This is a genomic window from Nocardia amamiensis (assembly GCF_015477605.1).
In the GTDB taxonomy this organism is placed as follows: domain Bacteria; phylum Actinomycetota; class Actinomycetes; order Mycobacteriales; family Mycobacteriaceae; genus Nocardia; species Nocardia amamiensis_A.
In genome coordinates this window covers 1-20,242 of the sequence record NZ_JADLQX010000052.1, presented here as the reverse complement: position 1 = coordinate 20,242, position 20,242 = coordinate 1, and the positions used below count along the sequence as shown (strand labels likewise).

Here is a 20,242-nt window from a genome sequence, read left to right as displayed (position 1 = left end):
AACCACCTCACTCCACCCACCGCCACCTGACCGGACCGCCCCATCCCTACAACCAGGAACAACAGTGGAAAAGCTGGCCAGACCAGCGGCTACCCCATGCCCGAAACACGCGCGTTCACGCCCCCCCCGGGCGCGCGAACGAACCAGAACCCCACTCCACGGATCCAGGTTTAGATACAGTAGAACCCTGCGGGTGCGGTCGGACATGACCGCGGGCCCGCGACGCCGTCGAGAAGGAAGGAAGAGCCTGTGGCCGACACACAGTCCGACGCGGCGGGGGGACGTCGATGGAGCCGGGTGAACTTTTCATGCAGTGATGAGGTCTGGTCTACCGCGAAGAAGAAGTGGCAGAAGCAGATTCGCCAGTACCCCACGTGGACGCGGTGGCTCGAAGCAGCCTTCGCTGAGAAGACCGCACGCAAGCGCGCGGAGTTGGGGATGACCGAGTTCGAGCCCGCCCCCGACCGCCTGCCACCGGGCCGGCGCATCCCGCCGGAGCAGGCGGGCACCCGTCCCCGCCGCTCGTTCAGCTGCGACGTGCAGGTGTGGGACCACGCACGGGACACCTGGTGGGCCGAGGCTGAGCTCTACCCGGCGTGGTCGGACTGGGCTGAGGAGGCCGTGCAGGAGAAGGTCGACAGTGACGAGCCTGCCGTCCCGACCGGGTCCACGGACAAGGACAGGGTTGCCTCGAAAACCTCATGAGGAGAAGGGAATAGGAGATGGCCAAACAGGAATCGACCCCGCCGGTCGTGGCACCGTGGAGTGCGGAGACCGTGCCCTACGCGCTCCGCGTCGGCGACGGGTCATGGACGACAGGCGCGGCCGCGCCCGGTGGCGGATCCCACGACCGGACACCGGCCGGCGGGTGGCGACACCCGGCGGCCGATCTGACGGCGGCGGTGAATCCGACCGCGCGGGACTGGCGGCGCGACACCGCGCGCCCGGCACCGGGCTCGGGCTGGCGGCGCACGCTGTATCTGATGTCGGGCAAGACGCTGAATCTGGGTGAGAGCCCGGCCGAGGCCCGTGCCCGCGAACTCGACCGGCGCATCCGCACCGCGATCGAGTCCGACTTCCGGATCGGGTTCGTCCAACTCAAGGGCGGCTCTGGCAAGACGACGACCGCCATGGGAGTGGGCAATGCCTTCGCGGCGGGCCGCACCGACGGCGTGGTCGCCTTCGACGTCAACCCCGACAGGGGCAACCTGGCGCGGCGCACCGCGGCACGGACCGAGTCCTCGGCGCTGACCCTGCTGGCCGGACCTCGGCCGCGACGGGTGCAGGACATCCGGGCCCATACCCAGCTGACCCCGGCGGGCCTGGACATTCTCGCTTCGGCGGCCGATCCGGCGACGGCGGACAGCTTCTCCGCCCCCGACTACCGACAGCTGGTCGAGCTGGCCGGCGATTACTTCCCTCTGATGCTCGCCGACTGCGGGACCGGAATCACTCATCCTGCGACCCAAGCCGTGCTCGAGGAAGCCGACGCACTGGTGATCCCGCTCGATGCCAAGAAGGACTCCGCTGACGAGGCGGTGGCCGCTGTGGAATACCTGCACAACGCCTATGCCAAGGACCCCGTGACCGGGGCTCCGCTGCTGGACGAACGCGACGAACGGCAGTGGCTCTACCGGAGCCTCCTCTCGCGCACCGTCGTGGTGATCTCCCCTCAACAGCCGGGACGGCGGATGTTCGACGCCAACGCCGCGACCAACTGGTTCCGTCAGTGGGTTCACGCCGTGCAGGAGATTCCTTACGACCGCCACCTCGACGAGGGCGGCGTGATCGACCCGCAGCTGCTGCACCCGCGCACGCTGCTGGCCTATCGAGAGCTGGCGGCGGCCCTGGCGGGCCTATTCCCTATGAAGTACTCCCCCGGCACCGGCCTGCTGCGGCCTGCCGGATAACCCCTGGCAGATCTCGATCAACCCGATGACACAGCCGATGTTTTAGATACACTCGAACCATTAACATCACTGGCAGCTCTGGGTGCCGGGGTTGAGAGAGATCCGGCACCCGCCGCCAGCGATCAGTCCTCGATAGGAAGGAGTCGACAATGGCCGACACACTCGCCGGGCAGCAGCCCGACACCCTCGCCGCCGCGGTGGCGGCGACCATCGCCGCGTGGCGGACGGAGAACCCGACCGCAAAGGATGTCCCCCGCTCGGTGCGCCGGGAGATCTCGCGAGCGGTACGCACCGACACCCGTGCGCACCAGCTCGATGCCTCGATCACTCGTGCACAGGTGGAGCTGGAGATCCTGCATCACCAGAAAGCCCTTGTGTCCCTGGGAGCCAAGCCCGACAACACCCTCAGCGAGGACAACAGCGCCTACACCGCGTGGGCCCGCAAGCACGCCGTGCTCTCCGATGCCGCCCTCGCGCTCGAACGCCGGATCCACGAACTGCCCCACCTGAGCGCCACCGAACGGGGGCAGGCCCTGCGGGCGCTGGAGCGTGCGCACACGGTGCCGTCCTCCGAAGTCCAGGTGAAGTGGGCGGCCGCCAGCGGGCTGGAGTCGCTCAGGGCCCGTGTGGCCGAGAAGGTTTCCGCGATTCGCATGGGCGTGACCACGGCCATCGGCCAGGTGCGCCGTTTCGGGGCGTTCTGGATCGCGCAGCGCCAGGCCGAGCAGATCAAGGACCGCGTCGCGCGTGGACCGCAGGACTGGCTGACGCCGGGGCAGGCCGCGTCGCTGGTCGAGTTGACCACAGCGGCAAAGAGTTTCGCGACGGCTTCGCAGCAGGCGCGGGCGGCCAAAGATGCGCAGACAGATCTGGCCACGATGCTCAGTGAGTTCCACGAGGCGTTCACCCGTGCCCAGCAGATGGGCGTGTCCTCCGATCGCATCAATCAGCAGCTGCGGACCGCGCACGCCGAGCTGGAGGCTGATGGTCAACGCCCGCAGGGCATGTGGGCCAAGATTCAGGCCGCCGCCCGCGCGCCGCTGACACCGCCGACCGCGGCAGCGGCGGGTGCTCAGCCGTTCGCCTTCGGTGCCGCGCCTGCTGCCCAGGACGCGCGCCATTGGCCGCTGCCGCTCGCCGGACCCGGTGATCCGAGCTTTCACCCTCCGAGCATGAGAAGGAGAATTCGATGTCCGAGCCGTTCATCTCCCCCGACCGGAAGCCTCCGGAAACGATCAAGGTCACTGCCCGCTATCTCGAGTCGGTGCTCGATCAGGCCCACAGCGTCGCGAACGCGGCGTCCTACATCGACGTCGACGAGAACGGCGCACTCGTGCGGGTCGAAGACGACACCACCGCCGAAGCGGTGACCCGCGCCGACGAGCTGCTGACCCAGTATCTGCGGGAGCACCGCACCGTCCTGAGCGACGATCAGCATTGGCAGGCGTACTACAACGAGTTCGATCGGGCCGACGCCCGCACCCGCAAGCAGACGGAGCCGGACACCCAGCCGAATCCGCTGCCCAACAACGAATCTCCCGATTGGAACGCCCGCCGCCTGGCCGCCCATATGCATGCCCGGGACCTCGAAACCAAGATCGCCGATCTGAATGACGAGGCACCCGGTCCTGGAGATCTGGACGAGGCGTACAAGGAGATGTGGGTGGCAGGGTACGAGGAGGAGCTGGACAAGCACCTCCGCGAGAATCGCCATCTTCTCGGTGATGCGCCCTACTGGCGCAACGACTACGAGGACATCGACCGCGCCGACGCCGCAGCGTCGAGTGTGCCGGCGGCCGAGGTGCGAGCAGTCGCCGCCGACACCCCGCTGATCCGGCCCGACGCTGCAAGGCCCGCCGCCGAGCCGTTCGCCTTCGGCGCGGTCCCGGCTGCCGCGGCCGTGGCACCGGCCGTCGTCGCAAGGCGGACCCGGTGAACGCGCGGACGGTGGCCCGCGCCCGCCTCGGTGATCTGGTCTTCACCACCCGCTGCGGAGCCCGCACCGCCCGCGCGGAAGCACGATATTGCCGCGCGCTCCGGCTGGCGCTGCTGGCCAGGGCCCAGGGCGGGGGATGGTGGCGGGTGCTGCGAACGCTGGTCTGCACCTACGACGTCAGCACGGTGTGCATCGGCGGGCACTGGTTCCTGATCGGCCCGGAGGATCCCCGGACTCTCGACCGGGTGCCCGAACGGGCGCGCTGGGCGTGGTACATCTGCGGGCCCAGCCTCGACCGGTCGGTGAATCCCTCGCTGAGCTGGGAAGAATCGGCTCCGGGATTCTCTCCGGGCACGGCGTTGGCCTACTGCCGGGAATGGGCCGAGGTGGTCTGCACTGCCGAGCAGCGCAAGGCCGCGTGTTTGCGGCTGGTCGGCGAACCTGCGACACTGCTTTTAGATACATTCGCACCACGCGCCGACGAGCCATCGACGACGAAAGAGGAGGTCATCAGAAATGTCGATCCTGCTGGTGTACCCGGTCGTTGCCGTGCTGATCGCGGTCGTCGTGATCGCGGTGGTGGCGCGCCCGAACCCGGCCTCCGCGCGGGGCCGCAAGCGGACGGGGCGAGTGGCCCGGGGAGTCGTGGGCGGTGCGCTCGGCGCGGCCGCGGGTATGACCGTGGCTGGCCTGCTCGGAGCCAAGCGCCGCTGAGCTGTCTTGCTGGGCTGAGCGCGTTGCCGCATACCCTCTTTTAGATACATTAGATCCATCAGACTCATCAGCACCCATGGAGGTGGTGCTCCGTGACTGATAAAACCGGCCCGGGTCCGTCGTTCGCCCGCATCACGCAGGCCCTCGACGAATGGGCATTCGAGCACGACCGCCCCACCCGGCCCTCGTCCAAGCGCGGGCAGTGGACGATGTACCACTGCCCCGCCCACGAGGACGACGACCCGAGCCTGGGGCTGATCCACAACAAGGACAAGGCCAAGACGGTCGTCAAGTGCTTCACCGGCTGCCCGGACACGAAGGTGCTGGCGGTCATCGGGTTGCCCGGCAACGCGATCTGGGACCGGCAGTGGGTCCGGGAGCCGGGCGCACCCGCGCGACCGCGGCCGCCGCGCCCGGAGCCGCCGCAGGATCAGCGACCGGCCCACGATCCGGCGAAGCCGTCGAAGAAGGAACGCCTCGGCAAGGTCGTCGGCCCGAGATATCAGGCCGCGATCTACCGCTACACCTCCGAGCGGGGCACTCCGCTCGGGGATGTCGTGCGGATGCAGGTCCCGCATGAGCGGGGCATCGACAAGATGTTCTTCCAGCGCAAGATGGACGCCGGCGGGCGCTGGCACAAGGGCGGCTTCGAGCCGGTGCTCTACCACCTTCCCGAGGTGGCGCAGGCCGTCGCCGACGGCGAGGAGATCTTCCTCGTCGAAGGGGAAAAGGACGCGGACCGGGCGCGCGGCGCGGGCCTGGTCGCCACCTGCAACGCGATGGGGGCGGGCAGCTTCCGGCGTGAGCACGCCCGCCAGCTCACCGGCGCGGCGCGGGTGGTGATCGTGGCCGATCGCGACGAGCCCGGCTATCACCACGCCGCCGAGGTCAAGCGTCTACTGACCGGCCGGGTGCGGGAAGTGCTCGTCGTCGAGGCGGCCACCGGTAAAGACCTCAGCGACCATTTCGACCTCGGTCACGACATCGACGAGCTCGTGCCGCTCACCGATGCCCAGCTCGACCAGGGCTTCCCTTCCTCCGAGGAAACCCTCGCCCAGGCCGAGAAGGTCATGGAAGGCGTCTTCCGGCGCTCGTTCGACCCCGAGACCGGCTGGCGGTGGCAGTGGGCCCCGGACACCGACGCCGAACCCTCCCTCGAGAGCGCGCCCGCGAAATCAGTGCAGAACCAACAGAATCCGGAGACGACCATGTCACAGACCGCAGCGGCGCCACGCGAGGGCATCGAGATCACCGTCTACACCAAACCCCAATGCCCGCAGTGCGACGCCACCAAACGCACCCTCGACAACCTCGGGTTCGCCTATCAGGTCGTGGATGTCAGCCAGGACCCCGCCGCGCGCCAGCGTCTGGTGGACATGGGATTCCAGGGTGCACCCGTGGTCGAAGCCGGAGACATCCGCTTCTCGAGCTTTCGCCCCGACAAGCTCAAGACGCTGCCCGGCGCGTTGCGCGCCGATGTGGTGGCAGAACAGGAGGCGGCTGCTGCGCAGCCGGGGTTTCGCGACCCCGCCGCGGCGGATCGCCTGAGCGTCGAGGCCGTACAGAAGTGGGCCGCCCCGTATTTGAGGAACGCGCAGCGACGCGGCGAGATCCCGGAACTGGGCTCGCCGCAATGGGCTTCGCTTCCCAACGGTGACCCGCGCAAGACCGGGGCGGTGGTGGAGGCGGCCTTGCGCTATGTGAGCCAGGCCAGCGCGACCGAATCGGCCGCCCCGGCTCCGCGCGTGCAGAACGCGACCGCGACGGCGGCCCGCAGCAATAACGGACGGCCGACCTTCGCGGAACTGCAAGAGGCCCGCCGCGGTGAGCAGGCACTGCGCGCGGCCAGCGGACCGTTGACCCCGGCCACCGCCGCCACGGCGGCCGCGGCCGGCGCTCCGCTGACTCCGGTCACCGCAGCCAACACCAACACCGCACCGCGCCGGACACCCGGACGCGGACGTTGACAAGGGGAATCAGGATGAACGCCAACACCGATCGGCCGGTCCCGGCCTCCGGGCGCTGGACTCCAGTGCTCTCGCCCTTGAACATCCCTGAACCCGAGCAGGACCCCGAACCCGAGCAGCCCGGCCCGGACACCCCGGTGGACGAGGGCACCACCGATGCCAAGCCCGCCCCTCACCGCCCCCGGCACCTGGTGCTGGGAATCTCGGCGGCCGTGGGCGCGCTCAGCCTGGGCGCGCTCGCGGTCGGGCTCAGCAGTCTGGGGTCGACGCAGACCGCGCCGCCTCCCCTGCCGAGCGCCGCCCCGCCGGTGGTGACCACCACGGCGAGCTTCCTGGCGGGTGGACTATGCCCGAACACCGTGGACGGCAAGGTGTATCGCGGTAACGGACCCGGCGGCACGGTCGGTGCGGTCCCGGTGATCTTCGCCTTCCAGCGCGCGTACTACGGCGCGCGCTCGGGTGAGCAGGTCCGGGCGCTGGTGCTCCCAGAATCCCCGGTGTCCTCGGCGGAGACGATCCAGCAGGGCATCAACACCATCCCCGCGTCCACGGCCTACTGCCTGACGATCACCGAGCACCAGCCCACCCACTTCCTGGTGGAAGTGTTCGAGCGCAGGCCCTCCGGCGAGACGAAGACCTACCGGCAGAACGTCACCACCATCGACCGCGACGGACGCACGTTCATCGACACCGTTAGCGGCCGAAGAGACCACGCTGACCGGGAACACCTACGCCCCACCGTCGTCGGGATCGACCACACGATCGTGCCGCTGCTCGCCGCGCCGGTCGAGTATCTGGTCAGCGTCGTGGTGACCATCGAATTCCGCGCGATCCTGTGACCGCGCCCGGCGCCGGGCCACCCCCGGTTCGCCGAGAACGCAGAAGATGCCCACCGGAAAAATCCGGTGGGCATCTTCGTGGGCTCATGACCGAAGGGGAGGGTCATGTCCCTGGGTACAGCCAACGATCCGAGAAATGGGGCTCGATGGTCAGCATAGGCACCGCGCTCCGATCGGGGTGCGAAATCGCCGCGCCCCGATCGGGTCTCGGCAACGAGCGCACCCAGATCGGACGACCGGCGAGTCACGCGAGATCGTCCGATGCCGATGCCCTCAGTGTGTCCGGCCCCGGTTGCGGGTGTGCGCCGCAGCGGGTTTGGCTGGCGGCGGGGTGCGCCGATGGGTTTTGGTGTTCGTCTTGGCCTGCTTGGGCGGTGTCAGCGGAGCCTGGGCAGCCGCGGACGCGGTGCGCGCCGCCTGGTGCTGATCGTCCTCGGCCGCCTCGTGTTCCCGCGCGGATTCTGCGCTGTGGTCGGCCGCTTCGGCTTCGGCTTCCGCCTCGGCCTGCGGCTCCGGCTCCGGTGCCTCGGCGAACGAGACGGTGATGACGGTGCCGTCACTGTCGACGACGAACACCGTGTTCTCCTCCGCGTCGGCCGCCTGCGCGGAGGTCGCGTCCTTGCGGGCCTGATCGTCGGCGGCTCCTTCGTGCGAAGCGGCCTGTTCCCGTGCCTGGTCGGCATCACCGTCGAGAATGCCCGGATACTTGCGGGCCAGCAGGGCATCGAAGTCGTCGTCGATCTCGCCGACCAGTTGGGCGGCGCGGGCCCGATCGAACGGGGATTTCGGATCAGCGGTGGCGAGCCATTCCTCGGCGACCGAACGGCGGGCGTCCTCCTCGCTGCGGGTGTGCGCGTTGGTGACCTTGCCGTTCTTCGCGGCCTCGCGCATCGCCCAGGCGGCGTATCCGCTGGGCGCGCGGATCTGGCCGTTGTTGAAGTCGATGGCCGCGACCGACTCGATCAGCGTCTCCGGGTCGGCTCCCTGCGCGGTGAGTACCGCGAACTGATCCTCGGCGACGTGCCAGCGCGGATCGTCGAGAATCCGATCGGGCACGCGCCCCCGCAGCCGGTCGGCCAGCGGCGTCGGGGTGCGCTGGTTCTGCGGATCGTTGTCCTGCTCACCGGATTCTGCGCTCTGTTCACCGCCGTCGGAACCGCGCCCACGGCCCGCACGAGATTGCGAGCGCCAGCGCCGTACGATCTCGTCTTCGAGGCTGCGGCGGCCCATCTGGGTGTCGCAGTTGCTGTACTCGGTCTCCCATTTGTCGGCCCATTCCGGATCGTGCTGACCAAGCCATCGTCGGGCTACACCGACGGCCGTGCCGGTTTTGCCGCCGGTGGCTTCGACCCATTTGCGGATGATCTCGTTCTCATCGAGGCGTCGCCCGTCGATGGTGTCGGCGTTTGGTGTAACTCAGCTCCCACCAGCGGTACCAATCGGGTTCGCTGTCCTTGGCCCATTTGCGGGCCTCGGCCAGCTCGACATCGCGCAAAGTGCGGTACTGGCGCGGGCGGGAGGTGGCGTGCAGATCGTCGGCGTTGCGCCGCAGATCATCGACCGCTTCGGCAGAGCCGTTGTTGCGCAGCCACTCCGCGACGCGGTCGGCGAGATCCTCGGAGCCGAACACGGCCTCGGCGTGGTTGTTCTCCCATCCGGCCTGGACCCCGAAGCGGCCACGCGAGAGCGGGGCCACCCGGATGGTCATGCCGGTATCGGGGTGGCGTTCGGCGCGGATGCGCCCTTCCTTCTCCGCGGCGTTCCATTCGTCGGCGTCGGCGCGACTGAACTTGTTGACCGCGTGGCGGTCGACGACCGCGTTCTTGCGGGCGGCATTCTCGGCGTCGTCCCACGCGGAGCGGCCCCGCCGCTCGCGCAGCTGCCGCAGCACTCCCGCCAGCGTGCGTGCTGCCAAAGCCATGCGCATGGTGTCCTCGCGCGGGATGCCCATCACGGGCGTTTCAATGACCGGCTGGTTCATCGTCGGTGTTCCTTCCTAGTTGGGCCGGACGGCAATTCACGGACGCCGCGAACCGCAGGCAGTTCGCGGCGGCCTTCGCCCGGCAGCGCGGCCGGACCGGGATGTGGTGCGACGGTGGGCGTGTGCCCGGTCCCCGCCGGGGCGCGCCGCGGCGGGAGCTGGCCCGGAACGGCGCCGGTGGCTTCGCCGTGCGCGCGGACGAGGCCGGCGGCCTCGCGGGCACTGCGGGCGGCGGCGATGCGCTGGTTCTGCTGGTGCCATGCGGCGATCTCGAGCAGCAGTTCGGCGATGGCGAGGCCGAGCTGCAAGCTCGGGTCGCGTTGCAGACCGCGCCCGGTCAGCATTCGGACCGCGGCGAGTTCGCGCGAAACCTCGCGCAGTTCGGCGGCGAGCTGCCCCGCAGGAACCGCGGTCAGCCCGCGCCGGGTGCGCGCGGCACGGTCGTAGGCCCACGCCGCCCGCGAGAGCGGGCCCTGACGGGCGGCACCGTCGGCGATGGACGCCCAGCTGCTGATGACGTCTTGCAGCTCGCGGGCCACGATCGCGATATCGGATCGTCCACCGCGCACGGCGGTGGTGACCGATCGGACCCGCGCGGCGCTGTCGGCCAGCACCGTGTGCGGCTCGCGAGCCGTCTCGGTGGCCGCCGCTGCGCGTGCGGCGCCGGAGCGGCCGGGCGGGGTCGCCGACCAGCGGGCGGTGACCCGTGGCCACGACATGTCCGCGCCCAGGTGTCGGCTGGGCGCGAAGTAGATGGGCTCGCCGGTCTTGGCCGACACGTCACCGGGCGCGGCGACGGCCCATCCCTTGTGCCCGGCGGCGTCGTACTTGAGGTCGACGAGCATTCCCGCGTCGCGGAGGCGGGCAACGAATTCGTCGCTACTGGTCGCGATGGCGGCGGTCTCGGTGATCATCTGGCGCAGCTGAATCCGCGCCGCGGCACCCGGTGTCGTGCGCAGCATGCCCTCGTCGCCGGCGGCGCGGCGGCGCTCGGCCTTCTCCTGCTCCCCGCGCGTAGGCGTGGGCACCGCCAGCGGATCGTTGATGGCGGTCAGCCGCAGCCCGAGCGCCTGCTCCCACCGACGGGCCACCCGGCGCACGGCCTTCCAATCGTTGTCGGGATAGAAGCGTTTGCCGGTGTCGGCGCGCACCAGCACCGCCGCGATATGGATGTGGTCGTTGCCGTCGACGGATTTGCCGTGGTGCACCGCGATCCACCGGCACGCCCCGGCGTCTCCCGCCTTCGCGATGCCGGTCTCGTGCAGCATGTCCTCGGCGATGCGCCGCCAGGTCTCCTGATCGAGCTCGCCGTCCTCGGCGCCGATGGCCACCGGCAGATGCCAGATGTAGCCGTGCTTGGTGTAGCCCGGCTGTCCCGGCTCGGGCTGTTCGGTGGGCAGCCCGATCGCATCCGACAGGGCGGTCACTTCGTTGGCGAGCTTGCCGATCTCGCCGGGCGCGAAGTCGCAGTCGCCGGGCCCGACCCACACCGGTTGCAGTGCTCCGGGGTCGGATTGCCACGCCGCGATCACGGTGGGGTTGGTGTGCTCGTTGTACTTGCCCTCCGAGAACAAGTACCGCACGAGCCGCTGCCCGTCCCATCCCCGGATCGCCTTGCCGATCACAGTGCACCGCGCCGAAGCTGTTCGACCAACCAGGCGTCGATGCGCCCGTTGATCTTGCGGGTATACGTCAGCACCGCGTCCGCGTTGTGGCCGAGTTCGCCGGTGGAATTCGCGTGCTTGGCGACATCGTTCACGTTGCCCGCCACGTTGCCCAGAAGCCGCCGCAACTCGCGAACCTCGGCGATGAGGATCTCCACCTGGCCGCTGGTGCGGACCGCGGCCCCGTTGCGCTGAGCGGCGAATGCCTTGGCCGCGCCGACGGCAGCCTTGGCGATGAAGGCGCCGGGCTTCAACCCGACAGTGGCCGCCGCCGCGGTCACCAGCGCCCACTCCGTGGGGGCGAACAGCGCCTCATGGCGGCGCGTCCGCTTCTCCACGGAGTGAGGCCGATGGCCCTGCTTGCTCTTGGAAGGCACTTCTGCCGAACCAGTTTCGGACCAGTTCCAGGTGCAGGTTCTCGGCTCGGATCGAGCCGTCCGTCAGCCCGGCGGAAGCTCGCGCGAGGACGAACTCAGACAGCACGTCGACCTCGAAATCGGCCAACTCCTCATCGGTCACGGGACCGCGCGGTTCCCGCCCGGCACCGGTCGGCGAACTGGAGGGGCGCTCGTCGGCTCACCCCTCGGCACGCGGCTCGGGCTCGGGCTCGGGCTCGGGCACACGCCAGCTCGGTCCCGCCCGGCTCCGACCGGTCCCCGCTCGACGAGCGAGAGTTCACCTCCGAACCCGAAGTTCGCGCCTGGGCGGAGCAGGAAGTCAGTTCCGCAGCGCAGCGCCGGGGCGCGGCCTGGGCCTTCCGTGGCGATATCTGGCGCATCCCGGCGGGCGTTCGCGTCGAGGACGACAGCTCACTGGAGAACGTCCAAGCCCTCGCGAACGTCACCTTGGACCGCCTCGCCAAGGCCGTGGAGTGGGCCGACGGCGTTCCCGACGACTGGAACCCCGACGACGATGACGAGGACGACGACGAGGAGTCCAGCGACGGGCAGGGCAACTCGAACAGCCCATGGGGCGACGACGAAACCCCCTTCTGATCCTCCCGTCATCTGAAGCACCGGGGCGGAAACCGGACACTTCCGCCCCGTGTGCTCCCCACTCGCTATCGCCCGAAGGAGCACTTCATGCCCTCCACCATCGCGCCCGGACAGCTCAATGTGCACTGCACCGCCGAGCAGATACGCGCCGCTCTCTACGCCTCCAACCACGATCCCGAGGACTTCGACACCGCCGAGGCGGTCGCCGAGCGCGAGGCACGAATCGCCGCAGGGGTGCCCGTCGTCCGCGTGACCGCGTGCAACTCGGGTGGCTCCGGCCGCGAGGCGTACGTCCTGATCCAGTCCGGAATCCGGCACGCCTCGGGCACCTTCTGGCCCTCAATCGAGGCCTGCCCGATCGTCCACTTCCGCCGCCGCGACGGCCGACTGACCGACGCCGAGAACGCCCGGCGGCTGCTCCAGCGCCGCTTCTGGGGCGTGGAAGTGCCGATCGAGTGGGTCAACGGCTGAGCCGCGCCCGGCTCTCTCCTCTCTTCTTCTGTCGACGAAAGGTTCCGATCGTGATCCGCAAGATCCTCGACAAACTGTTTCCCCTGGCTGTGTTCGTGGCGGCCGCCGCGACCGGCTCCGGCCTGTGCACGGCGGTGCAACAGCGTGCGTGGCTCGACATCACGGGCTGCCTCGTCACCGCGACCGTGTTGTTCTTCCTCACCCGGTCCTGGCAGCGCGACCGCCGCGCGTGGTGGCGGACAGCGGAGTACCAAACGCGCCACACGGCGTTCCTGGTGACACTGACCGAACTCACTGCCACCGACCCCTACACCGCCTGGCATGCGGGCGCCCGGCAATGGCTCGGTGTCACCGTGTGCACCACACCGTGCACCGCGATCTTCTCCGGCCGCCGCTACTTCGAGGTTGTCGTCGCCGACGCCCCCGAACCGTCTCTCGCGTCCGGGACCGACATCGAATTCGACTACGTCACCATGCGCTGCTTCCTGGTGTTCCGCCGGAACCCGTGCATCGACATCTACGTCACCGGCGAGCTCGTGGACCCGCGCACCGGCGACAGGCACCCCGGGGCCGGCGTTCCGCGCGGCACGCTGCGCACCGTGATCCGTCGCCTGCGGACACCACCCGCCGCCCGCCTCGCGGGCTCCAGCGACATCGACGCCCTGCTCGAACGGCTCGCAACCGCAGAACCGCGCGAGCACCACTGACACCACCTGAGCAACACCGAAGCCGGGCGGGACCGGACACCCCGCCCCTTCGATTCCCCACTCGCATATTCCCCGAAGGGAGCAGGGCTATGCCCTCCACCAAGTTCGACGCTCTCGTCGCCGAAGCACGGGTGCGCTACGCACCCGAGCTGATCGCGCTGACCGAGCTCGGCTACGACGCGCAGGTCCGCGGCGTCGGCCACGTGAACATCCACATTCCCGTCGGCGAAGTCCGGGGCATCCCGCTGGAGATGCTCGTGTGCAACGGCGACGGCCTGGCGCTCGACGAGGACGAGATCGCCGCGAGCACCGACTGGTGCGCCTCGGTCTACTCCCGTCTCGACGGCACCCCGCTCGAGATCTTCTGCTACGGCTACACCGCCGTGGCCGCCGTGCAGGCCGCCGCCGCGCTGCTGCACGATCCGGTCCGCGTCGCGGTCCTGTCTCCTTCCCGGCGCTGGCATTTCGCGATGCTGCCCGCCGACGCGCTCGGCGACCCGGACCGGGAAACCGCCCTGCTCGGCCCGCTCACCTCCGACGGCCTGGTGCCGACGAACGTCGTCGTGCTCGACGAGGACGTACCCGGCTGGATTCAGGGCTGCTCGACGCATTCGCACTGCTACCCGATCGAGCGCGCCGCGGCGGTGGTCGCACATCGCGATTGCGCGCACGACCGGCTCGCGGACTGGACAGAGCACGGCCTCGTCGGCGACTGGTGGGCCTCGCTGACCGACGAGGGGCGGGCGTGATGTCGCGCAAGAACCGGGACGCGCGGGCATGGTCTTCGGTGCTGGACACCCCATTCCGCGACGAGCTCGACCTCATCGACCGCTACAGCGTCGACTCCGCGCAGGTGACCCCGCTCGGGCCGACCGGCTGGATCATTCGCGGGCTTCTGGCCAACGGGCTGGCCGTCGGCGCGGCCACCGACCGCATCGACGAGTTCGGGCTCTGGCTCGACTTCTACGACCTTGACGGGCGGCTGATCGCCCACAGCGATGACGGCGAGCTCGAACAGCGGCTGCGCACCGCGAGCGCGCTGACGCCCGAGACCGTCGCCCTGCTGCGTCACGGCGTCCGCCCGGCGGGCCTGCCCGAGGGCATCCGCGTCATGCCGCACACCGTCTTCGAAGACGCCGACGGAGACCGGCTCGAGGTCACCGACCTCGGCGACGGCCGGGAACGACTCACCATCGCCCCGGACGCCGACGCGGTGCGCTTCGCCGGGTCCTTCCAGTCGGTCGACGTTCCCGCGACCAACTGCTCGCGCTGCTCGCGCTGCTGGCGCAGCTCACCGCCCGATTCACGCGCGACTTCAGCACTCGCTCTCTCGTCGCGGCCGGCACCGATGCCGAACCGGACGCGGCGCGCTGACCGCCCCCGCACATCCCTACTCGCGCACTCCCGGAGGAGTTTCCCGTGAACAACTTCCAGCACGCCCGCCGTCACGACGAACAACACGACCAGAGCTGGCTCATCCAGGCACACGCCGTGGTGTCCGGTGGCTGGCTGGCCGGGGGCGCGATGGTCGCTCTCGGCGCGGTCTCCTCGGAGTTCCCCGTGATCGTCTCCAGCCTGATGTTCCTGGCCGGTGCGGTGACCGCCGAGGGCGGATTCCGGCACTACCGCGCCTGGCGGCGTGTCAGCGCCGAGCTGCACGCGGCGGGCTGCACCTGCCCGACCGGCGCGGGCGAGGTGGCCCTGCGGGCCCGCGATCGGGCGGAGCGGTGACCGGGCCCGCCGTGTGCGCGGCGCTGCGGGAACAGCTCGCCGCGCACGAACCCGCGCCGCGGGTTGTGCTGTCCTATGGGCTCGGTCTTTGGCCGGTTCCCGGTTGTTGCTGGGCCGATGGTCGGCGAGCGCCCGTTCATGTCGGTGCCGCTGTGTAAGCATTTCCCCTCGTGCGACCTGACGACCACTCCACTGCGCTGCCTGGGGCTTGGCGCCTGCATCGGTGCAGCCCAGTCCTCGACTGGCACGCAGTCATAGCTCGGCTCAACCTGCCCGACGAGCTCGACCTGGCCGCTTTGCGCGCGAGGAATGGCACCGTCGAGGGGCAGGAATTTCTGATCAATACCGACGGCAGGGTGGTCGTCGAGGTCAACGCGTTCTTCGCTTCTCGACGGATGCGTAACCGCCGAGCGGGCACGCGCGAGAAGTATGCCCGAGGGTTGTGCGTGTGGCTCGGCTACCTGGATGCCGTCGGCCGATGCTGGCGGGATGCGGTGCCCGAGGATGTGGACGCGTTCAAGTTCTGGCGAATGACCGATGAGGCCAATCCGACGCGGGTCGCCGGTTCGTCGGTCAGCGATAACGTCCAGGCGATCAATGCCTTCTACGAGTGGGCACAGGCACGGTACGAGGTGAGCAACCCCGTCGATCGGCGAGATACAGTGCCACAGCACCGCGGGCCCGTGCGGGCCGAGCCTTTCGCGACGGCGCCGCATGTGGTGCGGGATCGCGACGTGAAGTGGCTCGATCCCGGTGGCTACGAGTGCTGGCGGGATGTCGGCTTGCGGGGCTTGGATCGCGAGGGTCGCGCGATGCGATCATTGCGGGGCCGAAACATTCAGCGTGACTGTGCGTTTGCCGACGGCTTGTATGGTACGGGCTTGCGGCTGTCGGAATGGGCGACCATCCTCATGGTCGAGTTGCCTGCCGAGGACACCTCACGCGGTTAATACACCTGCCGACTGGCATCCGCCTGCGGCAAGGGAGGCCGGGGACGGCGGTATTGGATGCCTCGCTCGGTGTTGCTGGATGTGCTGTCGTACATCGAGTCCGGCCGCGCCGCTACAGTTCGCCGGGCCAGGGCAAAGGGTGTCTACGAGCGGGTAGCCAACCCTCTGTTGCTGGTAGGCCTTGACCGCAACCGCCGTCTACAGCTCCGTGCGGACGATGGGGCGCTCACGAAGGTGTCATTAGATGCGCTCGACGATCCGACTCGTGCACGGATCTTCCGGGAGACGCATGCGGGCTTGGAGCCAGTGTCTTTGTGGCTCAACGAAGATGGGTTGCCGCGCCGGGTGACCGGGTGGGAGCACACGTTCGCCGAGGCCAATGACCGGCTCGCCCGCGCCGGGTTAGGGTCGGTCTCGGCCACACCGCATATGCTGCGGCACACGTTCGCGTTGCGCTGGTTCTCGGTCGGCAGGTTGATCTACGAGCAGCGCTTCGCCCATTTGAACGGCGAGGAGTTGCGGGACTTTCGGTCGCAGTTCGGCGACACCTGGTACCTGGTGAAAACACTGTTGGGACACGCCGATGTCGCGGTCACGATGAACGTGTACTTGGAGCCGTTCCGGGATCTGGACGTGTCGGTCCTCATCGAACATGCCCAGGGCGCGGCGATGTCGGCGTTGATGGCGGAGCTGTTCGTCCGGCATCCGCAGGTGATCAGCCGCCCGGCGGGAGTCCGCACGTGAGCCGGGGCCGCCCCGCAGTGCAACCGGCCGCCGGGTACAGACCACCTCAACGGTTGTTTCTCGGGGCGGACGAATGCCGAGTCCTGTTCTTCCCCGAGCTCGGTGGCGACCCGGTCGAGCTCGACTTCACCGCGCTGCCTGTGTCCAAGCAACTGCGCGACTGCTTCGCTACGGCGACGGCGGGGGCGACCGGGCCGTCGGGACCGCGCCGCACCGCGACGTCGGCCAGCGATATCGTCTCGACGTTTCTCCGGTTCGCTCGCTATCTCGCCGCGCTCGACAATCCACCCCAGTCGCCACAGCGGCTGCGGGCTATCCACCTGGACGGCTACATCCTGACCGGCGGGGTCGGCACCACATTGCATCGGGATCTGGCGACACTGCGCTCGGTGTTCCGGTTCGCTCCCGACGTTCCTGCGGAGTTCGCCGCCCGGCTGGCCACCGCACGCGTCGCCAAGGAGGATGAACGCGAATCCAGCTACACCGAAACCGAATTCAACCGCATTCTCGGTCACGCCCGCACCCAGCTGCGCGCCGCCGCGGCCCGAATCCGCGCCGGGAACAGCCTCCTGGAGCAGTGGCGCGCCTGCCACATCGACCAGGCCGCCAACGCACGGCGCTGGGAGTTGGGATGGTTGTTGGACTACGTCGACCGCGAAGGCGACGTTCCACGAGCTGGAGCCGTGCCGTCCAACGCCAACAAACCGCATCAGGCGGATGTCGTGTTTCGCCACGGCGGGGCCGCGGCGGTTCCAGCGCATCTGTATCCGACGTACATGGAGATCGGTGCCGCGGTCGCGTTGATGATCGGGCTGACCGGACACAATCTCGGCACCGTCCGCGCGGCGACCATCCATCACCACCGGGCCGACGCCGAGGCCGACGGTGCACGGACGATCCTCGTCGACTGGCTCAAGCCTCGCCGAGGGCCCCGCCGAGCGGCCATGACCGTACCTTTGCAAGACCTCACCCCCAGCGGTGCGCGCCCAGCTGGGCGCGACGACCTCACCACGCCATTCGGGCTCTACACGCTTTTGCTGGAACTCGGCACCCGTGCCCGGGCCAAGACCGGCAGCGACAGCCTCTTCCTCGCGTTTACTCCCAAAGGCAATGGTAGGGGCCGCGATATCGCCGGTTTTCGGGTGCAGGTGCCCAAGTCGATCCTGCTGCACTGGGGAGACGCAGCGAAACTGCCCGCCGACAACCCTGTCCCCGGCAGCGGCGTCCCGGCAACGCTGCGGGTGAGATCTCGGCGCCTACGCTTGACGTTCCTGGAGTTGTACCAGCGTCCGGTCGCACATACGGAAGCGACATTGGTGAATGAGTATCTGGCGCGCAATCGAGGCAACCTCGCCGAGTACCAGCAGGTCGTCTCCGACGTGTTGACCGAACAGGTCAGCAAGGCCCGCTCGGCGTCGATTCCCGTGTTGTCCTCGGACGACGTCGAGCAGGCACGTACCGACCCGACAGGAGTCGCCGTGAGGTTCGGCATCTCGACAGAGACACTGACCGAGCTGGTCGACGGCCGACTGGACACGGTGCTGGCCGGATGCACCGACAACCTCAACAGCCCCCACTCCGTGGCTGAAAAGCCTTGCCAGGCATCGTTTCTGATTTGCCTGTCGTGTCCGTGCGCCCGGGCGACGCCAGCGCATTTGCCGGTCCAGATCCTCGTTCACGACGCGCTGCTCACCCGTCGGTCCGACATGACACCATTGACATGGGCTCAGCGTTTCGCCGAACCGATCACCCGCCTGGCAGACCTGCTCGACCAGCATCCCGCCGGGGCCGTCGCCGACGCCCGCGCGAACACCTCCCGCTTCGACCGATTGCTCGTCGACCGCTTCCTCTCCCGTGGACTGGACATGCCGTGACCACAGCCCTCAATCCTCCCGCCGATGATCTGCCGGGCGCCAACACGCTCGTGTTGCTCAACGTGCCGCTGAGAAATAGCACCGACCGGAATGCCTTGTCTCGGTTCGGCAATGACCGATGGAGCCTGAGCCCCGCGGTGCTGCAAAATCACAGCAAGGCGGTGTCGGTCGATTTCGTCCCGGTGCCCGACGAGTTCCGGCTTCCGGTCAAGTACATCGTATGGCTGTTGCTCAACGACGAACCCGGCCAAGCCGTTAACTATCGATTCACCGCGGCACGGCTGTCGGTGTCCAGTGTGGCGGCGGTCGCTCGATTCCTACGCAGTTTCACCCAGTGGCTGCACGCACGCGGCATCGTCAAACTCGCGGATGTCACCGACGCCGACCTGGACGCCTACGCTGTCCACGTTCGCGCCGCAGAGATCTCCCACAGCCAGCGCGAAGACCTTCTCGCGGCCGTGGCACGGGCATGGTCGGTGCGCGAGCGCCTACACCCCGCCGATCTGCTCCCCCAGGCCCCACCGTGGAACGGCGACCGCATCCGTGACGTTCTCGGCCAGGGCCGAGACATCGGCGAGAACCGCACTCCGCGAGTGCATCCCGACACCATGACCGCCCTGCTGGCGTGGTCCCTGAGGTTTGTGGAGGTCTTCGCTGACGACATCATCGCCGCGTTCACCGAGTACCTCGAACTATCCGGCACCTCCTACCGCTCGAAAAACACCCGCCCGTCCAGGGAGGAGATCTACAGCCGCCGCAGGGCGTACGGCGAGACAAGACAACTCCTGATCGCGCATCTGGACGAATACCGGCGACGGGGCCTGGCCCTGCCCGGTAAACGCAGTGCCGACGGTCGACTGGTGGCCAACACCTACTTCCTCAGCGCCCAGGCCGGCATCACCATCAACGCCAAGTCGCTCGCATCGGTCTTCGCCGAGCACGGCACGATCGCGATCGACGACAACACCTACCTGTTCACACCCGTCACCGCGACGCTCGACGGCCGTCCGTGGCAGAACCGATCGATCACCTACGCGCAGGCACCCGTGCTGGCACGCCACCTGGCTGCCGCATCTTTCGTGGTGATCGCCTACTTGTCCGGTCAGCGGCCCGGCGAAACCTTGAACCTGGAACGCGGATGCATCGAACGCGACCACATTGCCGGATTAATTCTGTTGCGTGGCAAGCACTTTAAGGGCATCCGCAACACCGACGGCACACCGGCACCGGATGGCATGGAACGTGTCGATCCGTGGGTTGTCGTGGAACCGGTCGCGACCGCGGTCGACGTGCTGGGCAGGCTGAATCGCCCCGTGTTTCGTGCCCACCCCTTTCCTGGAGAGGATGGGCAGATCATGCCAGCGAAGTACGATGCAGCGACCCGCGCGAAGGCCGTGCGGTTGGTTGTCGATCACCGTGAGGACTACGCCACCGAGTGGGCGGCGATCAAGGCCGTGTCGTCCCGGTTGGGGATGACCGCGGAGACACTGCGGAAGTGGATTCGACAAACCGAGGTGGACGAAGGTGAGTCCGACGGCGTGTCGAGCGAGGCGCAGCGGATAATCCGCGAGCAGAAGCGCAAGATCGCCGAGCTGGAGCAGACGATCGAAATCCTTTCGGCGGCAACGAGTTTCTTCGCGCGGGCGAGCGACCCGCGACAGAAGTAGTCTGCGCGTTCATCGCCGAGCATCGGGCTCGGTTCGGGGTCGCTCCGATCTGCCGTGCGCTGACCGCGCACGGCTGCAAGATCGCCCCGAGA

The 20,242-nt window shown here is 68.7% G+C and carries 21 protein-coding genes and 1 pseudogene; 17 read left to right on the top strand and 5 right to left on the bottom strand.

Translation table 11 applies throughout. The features are described 5' to 3' along the window. Nucleotides 1-249: 249 nt before the first annotated feature. From IU459_RS35015 to IU459_RS34985, 7 genes are all read left to right on the top strand, one after another. Entirely contained in the window at nt 250-705 is a 456-nt protein-coding gene (locus IU459_RS35015) for a hypothetical protein (RefSeq protein WP_195133887.1), read from the top strand. Nucleotides 706-722: 17 nt separating this feature from the next. Then, nucleotides 723-1,910, top strand: a complete 1,188-nt coding sequence (locus tag IU459_RS35010; protein ID WP_195133886.1) for a MinD/ParA family ATP-binding protein — start codon at nt 723-725, stop codon at nt 1,908-1,910. A gap of 149 nt (nt 1,911-2,059) precedes the next feature. Further along, on the top strand, nt 2,060-3,280 hold the full coding sequence (locus IU459_RS35005; protein WP_195133885.1) for a hypothetical protein: 1,221 nt from the start codon (nt 2,060-2,062) through the stop codon (nt 3,278-3,280). Continuing rightward, nucleotides 3,244-3,846, top strand: coding sequence for a hypothetical protein (locus IU459_RS35000; protein WP_195133884.1), 603 nt, complete (start codon nt 3,244-3,246; stop codon nt 3,844-3,846). The genes IU459_RS35005 and IU459_RS35000 overlap by 37 nt, the downstream gene beginning before the upstream one ends. 516 nt (nt 3,847-4,362) lie before the next feature. Further along, a complete protein-coding gene (locus IU459_RS34995; protein WP_195133883.1) occupies nt 4,363-4,560 on the top strand; it encodes a hypothetical protein in 198 nt (65 codons plus the stop codon). A 92-nt stretch (nt 4,561-4,652) separates the two neighbouring features. Next, on the top strand, nt 4,653-6,527 hold the full coding sequence (locus IU459_RS40555) for a glutaredoxin domain-containing protein (RefSeq protein ID WP_440446555.1): 1,875 nt from the start codon (nt 4,653-4,655) through the stop codon (nt 6,525-6,527). A gap of 14 nt (nt 6,528-6,541) precedes the next feature. Then, on the top strand, nt 6,542-7,366 hold the full coding sequence (locus IU459_RS34985) for a hypothetical protein (RefSeq protein ID WP_195133882.1): 825 nt from the start codon (nt 6,542-6,544) through the stop codon (nt 7,364-7,366). Nucleotides 7,367-7,639: 273 nt separating this feature from the next. Here the strand turns inward: IU459_RS34985 and IU459_RS34980 are convergent, their stop codons facing one another. From IU459_RS34980 to IU459_RS34960, 5 genes are all read right to left on the bottom strand, one after another. After that, nucleotides 7,640-8,596: a hypothetical protein gene (locus IU459_RS34980; RefSeq protein ID WP_195133881.1), complete on the bottom strand. Its 957-nt coding sequence runs from the start codon at nt 8,594-8,596 to the stop codon at nt 7,640-7,642. Between the two features lie 142 nt (nt 8,597-8,738). Continuing rightward, entirely contained in the window at nt 8,739-9,347 is a 609-nt protein-coding gene (locus IU459_RS34975) for a hypothetical protein (protein WP_195133880.1), read from the bottom strand. Continuing rightward, complete coding sequence (locus tag IU459_RS34970; protein ID WP_195133879.1) at nt 9,344-10,972, bottom strand: relaxase/mobilization nuclease domain-containing protein; 1,629 nt, start codon at nt 10,970-10,972, stop codon at nt 9,344-9,346. The genes IU459_RS34975 and IU459_RS34970 overlap by 4 nt, the downstream gene beginning before the upstream one ends. Beyond that, entirely contained in the window at nt 10,969-11,349 is a 381-nt protein-coding gene (locus IU459_RS34965) for a hypothetical protein (RefSeq protein ID WP_324199147.1), read from the bottom strand. Before IU459_RS34965 ends, IU459_RS34970 begins: the two co-directional genes overlap by 4 nt. Next, entirely contained in the window at nt 11,324-11,530 is a 207-nt protein-coding gene (locus IU459_RS34960) for a hypothetical protein (RefSeq protein WP_195133889.1), read from the bottom strand. The genes IU459_RS34965 and IU459_RS34960 overlap by 26 nt, the downstream gene beginning before the upstream one ends. Before the next feature lie 326 nt (nt 11,531-11,856). On the opposite strand from IU459_RS34960, the gene IU459_RS34955 reads away from it, so the two are divergent. The 10 genes and pseudogenes from IU459_RS34955 to IU459_RS34915 all read left to right on the top strand — a co-directional run. Then, a complete protein-coding gene (locus tag IU459_RS34955) occupies nt 11,857-12,006 on the top strand; it encodes a hypothetical protein (protein WP_195133877.1) in 150 nt (49 codons plus the stop codon). An 87-nt stretch (nt 12,007-12,093) separates the two neighbouring features. Further along, nucleotides 12,094-12,477, top strand: a complete 384-nt coding sequence (locus IU459_RS34950) for a hypothetical protein (RefSeq protein WP_195133876.1) — start codon at nt 12,094-12,096, stop codon at nt 12,475-12,477. 50 nt (nt 12,478-12,527) lie between these two features. Then, entirely contained in the window at nt 12,528-13,184 is a 657-nt protein-coding gene (locus IU459_RS34945) for a hypothetical protein (RefSeq protein WP_195133875.1), read from the top strand. An 89-nt stretch (nt 13,185-13,273) separates the two neighbouring features. Continuing rightward, entirely contained in the window at nt 13,274-13,933 is a 660-nt protein-coding gene (locus tag IU459_RS34940; protein ID WP_195133874.1) for a hypothetical protein, read from the top strand. Then, nucleotides 13,933-14,607 carry a hypothetical protein gene (locus tag IU459_RS34935; RefSeq protein WP_195133873.1) on the top strand — a complete coding sequence of 225 codons (675 nt, stop codon included), beginning with the start codon at nt 13,933-13,935 and terminating at the stop codon, nt 14,605-14,607. The genes IU459_RS34940 and IU459_RS34935 overlap by 1 nt, the downstream gene beginning before the upstream one ends. Beyond that, the gene (locus IU459_RS34930; RefSeq protein WP_195133872.1) at nt 14,604-14,915 is read left to right on the top strand and encodes a hypothetical protein; all 312 of its coding nucleotides are present in this window, start codon (nt 14,604-14,606) and stop codon (nt 14,913-14,915) included. Before IU459_RS34935 ends, IU459_RS34930 begins: the two co-directional genes overlap by 4 nt. A gap of 170 nt (nt 14,916-15,085) precedes the next feature. Beyond that, the gene (locus IU459_RS38990; RefSeq protein ID WP_228838948.1) at nt 15,086-15,865 is read left to right on the top strand and encodes a hypothetical protein; all 780 of its coding nucleotides are present in this window, start codon (nt 15,086-15,088) and stop codon (nt 15,863-15,865) included. Nucleotides 15,866-15,922: 57 nt separating this feature from the next. Continuing rightward, a complete protein-coding gene (locus tag IU459_RS38985) occupies nt 15,923-16,609 on the top strand; it encodes a site-specific integrase (RefSeq protein ID WP_228838947.1) in 687 nt (228 codons plus the stop codon). 53 nt (nt 16,610-16,662) lie between these two features. Beyond that, the gene (locus IU459_RS34920; protein ID WP_228838946.1) at nt 16,663-18,483 is read left to right on the top strand and encodes a hypothetical protein; all 1,821 of its coding nucleotides are present in this window, start codon (nt 16,663-16,665) and stop codon (nt 18,481-18,483) included. A gap of 1,355 nt (nt 18,484-19,838) precedes the next feature. Beyond that, a pseudogene (locus tag IU459_RS34915) lies at nt 19,839-20,242 on the top strand (transposase); the annotation flags it as partial.